Raw genomic sequence first — 6,016 nt, 5'->3', positions numbered from 1 at the left:
GCGGTGATCTGCAGCAGCCGATCTCGGCGATGGCCTGGTCGGTTGATGGTGAGTTTCTAGCCATCACCAGCACCGGTGGTGAATTGCTGCTGCTCGATTTCCGCGCCGGCTGTGAGGAGCTGCTGCGTGGCGACCATGACAGCAGCCTTGATGTGGTGGGTTTCAGCGGCAATGGCCAGTTCCTGATGGCCGCAGGTCAGGCCGGCGAGCTGCTGCTCTGGGAGCTGGGTGGCACCGGGGTGCGGCCGCTGGCCATGGATCCCATCCCCCTGGGCAGCGGCTGGATCGATGCGGCGGCCTGGCAGCCTGGTGGCTTACTGCTGGCAGTGGCGGCCGGGCGCGAGCTGCGGCTCTGGGATGGGGCCAACCGCCAATGGCGTGAGCCACCGCTGCCGTTGCCCGGCACGATCCAGACCCTGGCTTGGAGCGCCGATGGGGTACAGCTAGCGGCCAGTTGCCACGGTGAAGTGGTGCTGTGGTGCCCCTTGGACCCTGCGGGCACGGCCCCCCTGCGGGCCCCCACGGGCTCGGCTGGCCTGGCCCTGGCCTTTTCGCCCATCGGTGGGCTTCTGGCCTGTGGCCAGATGGATCGCTCGCTGCTGCTCTGGCCCGAGGAGGGCTATGGCCGACCCTGGCAGTTCAGTGGGTTCCCCGCGAAGGTGCGGGCCCTGGCCTGGAGCGATCAGCCTGGTCGACTGGCACCCGCCTTGGCGGTGGCCTCAGGCGACACCGTGGTGCTGTGGCAACAGCGCAATCAGAGCCAGCAGGGCTGGAAGCCCGAGCCCCTTCTTTGGCATCAGCACCGCTTTCATGCTCTTGCCTTTGCGCCTGATAGCAGCCTGCTGGCCAGTGCCTCCGCCGACGGCACCGTGGCCCTCTGGGATGGACGCGGCCGGATGCGGCAGCCGCTGGAAGGGGAGGGGCAAGGTTTCCAGGCGCTGGCCTGGCGGCCTGATGGCCGTCATCTGGCGGCCGGTGGCGATCAAGGCCGCTGGTGGCTGTGGCCGGTGGAAGTGCCAAGCAGGGAACGTCAGCGGCGTTCCGGTGGGGCCGGGTTTGGTTGAACAGCGGCTCCAACGCCCATGAACGCCTTGAACTGCTCCAAGCGCCGTTGCGGATCAGAGGCGGTCATGGCTGGCTTGTCTCTTTCTGCATAGGGGGTGGAACGGGGTCGTAGCCACCCGGGTGAAGTGGATGACAGCGACCCAGCCGGCAGAGCGACAGCCAGCTGCCGCCGATTATCCCGTGGATCTGGATCGCTTCGATGGCGTACTGGGAGCAGCTGGGAGTGAAGCGACAGTTGGGCCCCAGCAGTGGGCTGATCAGGATCTGGTAGCCGCGGATCAGCAGCAGCAGGAGACGCTTCACGATTTCAGCCATGGTGATGGGAGGGTCCAGCAGGGGTTGGTGGAGCGATCGGACGGCAGGCCCTGCCGTCTGCGACCGTCACCCCCGCCTCGATCAGCTGACGCCGCAACCGGTCGGCCAACTGAAAATCGCCGTCCTGACGGGCCTGGAGGCGGCGCTTCTGGAGCTCGGCGATGGCCCCCTCGATCAGCTTCGGCTGCGACCGTTCGAGCTGCTGGGACGGGGCCTGCAAGGCGGCCAGGGCCTGATGGGGATCCTGCTGCAGCAAGCCGAGCAGACGGCCTGAGGCGAGCAGGCTGGCCCTGAGCGATTCCCGCTCAGCAGCGGAGCTGGCGCGTTGCAGCTCCCGGCTCATGCCATGCAGGCGGGCAAGGGTGGCGGAGATGTTGAGATCGTCCGCCAGGGCCTGCAGCACGATCGGATCCGGTTCGCCCTCGTTGCCAGTCGCGCCAACACCTGTCGCGGTGTCGCCACAGGTCAGGGCCCTGTAGAAGGCCGCCAACGTGCGCTTGGCCTGCACGAGACGCTCCTGATTCCAGTCCAGCGGTTGGCGGTAGTGGCTGGCCAGCAGGGCTAAGCGGAGAACTTCACCGGGAACCTGCAGAAGCAGATCTCGGACCAGCAGCACATTGCCGAGGGATTTGGACATCTTCTGCCCAGCCACGGTGATGAAGCTGTTGTGCAGCCAGGTGTGGCAGTAGGGCAGACCGGTGGCGGCACAGCCCTGGGCGATCTCGTTCTCGTGATGGGGAAAGATCAGATCCTGGCCGCCGCCGTGGATGTCGATCGGGAAACCTAGGTGGCGCTGGATCATGGCCGTGCATTCCACGTGCCAGCCGGGCCTTCCGCGACCCCAGGGACTCTCCCAGCCCGACAGGTCGGGACTGGAGGGTTTCCAGAGCACGAAATCCATGGGATCGCGCTTGAACGGCGCCACCTCCACGCGGGCGCCGGCCTGCATTCCTTCCTTCGTGCGGCCGGAGAGCTGGCCGTAGCCGGCAAAGCTGGCCACCTCGAACAGCACATGGCCCGCCGCCACATAGGCATGGCCACGATCCAGCAGTTGGGCGATCAGGAGCTGGATGTCGCTGATGTGCTCGGTGACGCGGGGCTCCCGGTCCGGTGGAAGCACATGCAGAGCGCGCATGTCGGCCTGATACGCGGCAATCGTGCGCTCCGTGATCGTGCGAATGGGCACCCCCTTTGAGGCTGCCGCCGCGTTAATCTTGTCATCGACATCGGTGAAGTTGCGCACATAGATCACCTGCCGATAGGCGTGGCGAAGCAAGCGCACCAACACATCAAAGACCACAGCCGGCCTGGCATTCCCAATGTGGGGCAAGTCATAGACGGTGGGGCCGCACACATACAGCGTCACCCGATCAGGTTGCTCCAGCTGCAGGGGGCGCTTGCGCCGGCTCAGGCTGTCGTGGAGCTGGATCCTGAGGGTGCCCATCAGCTTCTTGTTGCTTCCGGCAGCAGGGAGGAGTGATGGTGGGAGATCTTCCACTCACCATTCTCAAGCACGTAGATAAAGCTGTAGCGGGCCTGGGCGTTGCTGCCGTCAAGGAAGCGGAAGTTGTATAAACCTGCGTCTTGCACCATGTTGCAGCCGATCAGAATTTCCCGCTGGCTGATCTCACCGCTGGGTCGCTTCTCTAGAAAGTGGCTGAAATAGTCCACGATGCTGTCATGGTCTGTTCGGGGCTCATCCGAGAGCGTTGGCAGCAGCACCGCATCGCGGCTGTACAAGTGCGCTATTCGTTCCGGATCCCGGCTCTGCAACGCGTTGTTCCAGCGTTCAAACAGCATCTGAACCTCGGCCTGGCTGATCAAGGCGCAACCACTGGGCCCATCCCCTGGCAGTGAGGGCTGGCGGGATTCGAGCAGCTCCACCTGCAACCAAATCAGCCCGTTGCTGGGCAGGAGGGAATGGCCCACCAGTGCCAGGGGCCGCTGGCGAGGCCCCACGCGCCAGCGCCTTGTGGTTCCTGGCTGCAGGCCTGCCAACTCCATTTCCAGCCAGGCCGGAAGTGTGTCTTGACCAACAGCCAGGGAGAGGAGTTGCCGTTCGGTTTGCCGCCTGCCACTAAGGTCCGTGGCCTGCAGCGCCACGGTCAGCACAGGCGCGGGCTTCTCAGGTGCGCGTGCCACTGGGGTGATGGGGCTCTGCCCCTGCCGTGAAGCTGTTCTGCGCTGCATGGCCAAGGAGGACAACACCAAGCAGCTATCTTACGAGAATGATTATCGTTTGCTGATGCGGAGCATTTGGTGCTGCTCTCGTCCCCCTGGCTCCGGCGTCTGCCGATGACTTCGGACGCGCGGGAATTCTCTGGTCAGGACCCCTGGGAACAGGAACCCTCACCCGAGGAGCAGGAGCGCTTCGAGCGGCTTCACGATGGGCTGCTGCGACGGCAGGACAGCCTGCGGGGGCAGCAACAGCAGCTCTGGGCCTGCCTCCAGGCCATGCAGAGCCTGACGGCGGCTGTTGTCCAGCACCTCGCCAGCGAACCGTCCTCCCTGGCGCGGCAGACCATCGGTCGGCGGCAGGTGCTCAGCGATCTCAGGGCTCTGCAGGCCTGGCTGCTTTCGGTGGAGCTGCTGCTGCAGCGCACCGGTGAGGTGGAGTGGCCGCAGGCTGTCGAGCGGTTGGCTCAGGAGCTGGTCGGTGAGCTGGCCCCTGATCCGCACGGCGAGCAGCGGATGCGGCTCAACCAGCTGTTGGAGTGCAGCACCCGTGATGGTTGAGCTCTCGCAGCCCGCATCAGCCACGGCCCAAGGACCGGTGAAGGAGCAACTGCGCGGCAAGGTTCAGGGATGCATCACCGGCTTGGCCTGGGCTCCCCAGGCTGCCCAATTGGCCATCACCAGCGCTGCTGGGGATTTCATCCTTGTGGATTTCGCGGCCGGCGTGGACTGGCCCTTGCAGGAGGCCACCGCTGCCGGTAGCAAGGGCTTTGACGCCCTGGGTTTTTCCAGCTGTGGCAGCCGGCTGGCTGCCGCCGGTGAGGGTGGTGTGCTCTCGCTCTGGCAACTGGACGGAGACGTGCCCGAACAGAGGCCGGTGCCGCCACTGGGGGGCTGGATTGATCAACTGGCGTGGCAACCGTATGGCGTGTTGCTGGCGGTGGCACGGGGAGCGGAGATCTGCCTCTGGCACAGCGAGGCTCAGATCTGGCTGCCGCCTCTGCGCATCCCGGGGGCTGCGGTGATGGCATTGAGCTGGAGCCCAACGGGCGATCAACTGGCGGCGGGCACGGGCCAGGGGGTGTGGATCTGGCGCCTGCCGCTGACACCGGCTCCTACCCATCGGGCCATGGAGCCGCTGCACCTGGAAACCGGCTCGGCGGTTCTGCAGCTGGTTTGGGGATCGGACCCCCCTTGGCTCGTAGCTGGTTTGCTGGATCGCCGCCTGGTGCTGTGGCGGGATCTGCAGCAACCCATGCTTGGCGTAGGTGACCTGCCGGGCAAGATCCATGCGCTGGCGCTGTCGCGGTTGGCCAGCGGACAGCAAGGGCTGCTGGTCGCAGCGGCGGAGGCCGCTGTGGTGTGGTCGGGCCAGGGGGGTGACCTTGAGGCCTGGAACGCCGTGCTGCTGCCCTTTCATCTGGATCGGATCTCAGCGCTGGCCTGTGGCCCTGCCCAGGCCCCGATCGTCACGGCCTCGCGTGATGGCACCGCGGCGCTGTGGTCGGAAGCCGGATCCCTGCTCCAGGTGCTCGAACTGAATGGCCAGGCGCTCAGCAGCGTGGCCTGGCGAGCCGACCGCAAGGCCCTGGCAGCTGGCGGTGAGGAGGGCGGCTGGGTGATGTGGCCCCTCGATCCGGATGAGGGGGTCAGGGCATGAGCGCCATGGAGCGATGGCCACGCGCCTGCGTCGATCACCTGCGTTTCAACGCCGATGGCTTGATCCCCGCCATCACGCAGGACTGGCTCGACGGTGCGGTGTTGATGTTGGCCTGGATGACCAGCCCATCGCTGCTGGCCACGTTTGAGACCGGGCAGGTGCACTACTGGAGCCGCTCGCGCCAGCAGCTCTGGCACAAAGGAGCAACCAGCGGACACATCCAGCTGCTGCGGGGGTTTCGCTACGACTGCGATGCAGACGTGCTGCTGCTAAGCGTGCAGCAGGTGGGGGATGTGGCTTGCCACACAGGCGCCCGCAGTTGTTTTTTTGAAGACGGTGACACGCCAACCGGCGGAGGCCCCCAGGCCCTGCCTCCGCCGGTGGATGCACTCAGCGCAAGAGCCCGACTTCGGCCAGATGGGCGCACCAGCGGCGGCGCCATCACCGCTGCTGCTGGGCTTGATGCGGCCTGCCAACAGCTGACCGGGGACTGGCATCAGGGCGTGGACGGTGAGGATCTTGACCACGCCCTGGCGCTGCTGGACGCTCTGCAGCAAGGCCTCGCCGCCCGCGGCTTCTCCTGGCGTGACCTGCTCAAAAAGGCGAAACAGTCTCCGTTACGATAAGAATGATTCTCATTGCAGCTCCTTCTGTCGTGAGGGTCGCCGCCCTGGTTTCCCTGATGGGCCATCCACTCTTGTTGTCTGAATCCTGATGAGCTTTTTGTTCGCCTGCCTGCAACGCACTGGTCTTTTGGCACTGGCTCTCGTCCTGGTGGGCTGCGTAGCCCCGAGGCAGACC

General features: G+C 65.7%; 7 protein-coding genes. 4 read left to right on the top strand and 3 right to left on the bottom strand.

The features are described from left to right. Positions 1-1,064, top strand: a 1,064-nt coding sequence (locus tag KBZ07_RS14935) for a WD40 repeat domain-containing protein (RefSeq protein ID WP_254932354.1), incomplete at its 5' end; no start/stop codon positions are given. A 64-nt stretch (positions 1,065-1,128) separates the two neighbouring features. On the opposite strand, the gene yidD is transcribed toward KBZ07_RS14935, so the two are convergent. Genes yidD through KBZ07_RS14920 form a run of 3 tightly spaced genes read right to left on the bottom strand, consistent with a single transcriptional unit; the run spans position 1,129 to position 3,522 of the window. Then, entirely contained in the window at positions 1,129-1,368 is a 240-nt protein-coding gene (yidD, locus tag KBZ07_RS14930; RefSeq protein WP_396123383.1) for a membrane protein insertion efficiency factor YidD, read from the bottom strand. Positions 1,369-1,372: 4 nt separating this feature from the next. Beyond that, on the bottom strand, positions 1,373-2,824 hold the full coding sequence (cysS, locus tag KBZ07_RS14925; RefSeq protein ID WP_254932352.1) for a cysteine--tRNA ligase: 1,452 nt from the start codon (positions 2,822-2,824) through the stop codon (positions 1,373-1,375). After that, the gene (locus KBZ07_RS14920; RefSeq protein WP_254932351.1) at positions 2,824-3,522 is read right to left on the bottom strand and encodes an SgcJ/EcaC family oxidoreductase; all 699 of its coding nucleotides are present in this window, start codon (positions 3,520-3,522) and stop codon (positions 2,824-2,826) included. The genes cysS and KBZ07_RS14920 overlap by 1 nt, the downstream gene beginning before the upstream one ends. 153 nt (positions 3,523-3,675) lie before the next feature. Here KBZ07_RS14920 and KBZ07_RS14915 point away from each other — a divergent pair, with 153 nt between their 5' ends. Genes KBZ07_RS14915 through hisI form a run of 3 tightly spaced genes read left to right on the top strand, consistent with a single transcriptional unit; the run spans position 3,676 to position 5,841 of the window. Continuing rightward, positions 3,676-4,116: a hypothetical protein gene (locus tag KBZ07_RS14915; RefSeq protein WP_254932350.1), complete on the top strand. Its 441-nt coding sequence runs from the start codon at positions 3,676-3,678 to the stop codon at positions 4,114-4,116. Then, on the top strand, positions 4,109-5,215 hold the full coding sequence (locus KBZ07_RS14910) for a WD40 repeat domain-containing protein (protein ID WP_254932349.1): 1,107 nt from the start codon (positions 4,109-4,111) through the stop codon (positions 5,213-5,215). The genes KBZ07_RS14915 and KBZ07_RS14910 overlap by 8 nt, the downstream gene beginning before the upstream one ends. 5 nt (positions 5,216-5,220) lie before the next feature. Next, positions 5,221-5,841 carry a phosphoribosyl-AMP cyclohydrolase gene (gene hisI, locus KBZ07_RS14905; protein WP_254932348.1) on the top strand — a complete coding sequence of 207 codons (621 nt, stop codon included), beginning with the start codon at positions 5,221-5,223 and terminating at the stop codon, positions 5,839-5,841. Positions 5,842-6,016: the final 175 nt, after the last annotated feature.

The organism is Cyanobium sp. BA20m-14, from assembly GCF_024346295.1.
Note: the sequence above shows the minus strand (reverse complement) of the source record. Positions and strands in the feature narration are given on the sequence as shown.

Coding starts and splice junctions, on each gene's coding strand:
- hisI (WP_254932348.1), top strand. CDS start 5,221: ATGGAGCGATGGCCACGCGCCTGCGTCGATCACCTGCGTTTCAACGCC.
- KBZ07_RS14910 (WP_254932349.1), top strand. CDS start 4,109: ATGGTTGAGCTCTCGCAGCCCGCATCAGCCACGGCCCAAGGACCGGTG.
- KBZ07_RS14915 (WP_254932350.1), top strand. CDS start 3,676: ATGACTTCGGACGCGCGGGAATTCTCTGGTCAGGACCCCTGGGAACAG.
- cysS (WP_254932352.1), bottom strand. CDS start 2,824: ATGGGCACCCTCAGGATCCAGCTCCACGACAGCCTGAGCCGGCGCAAG.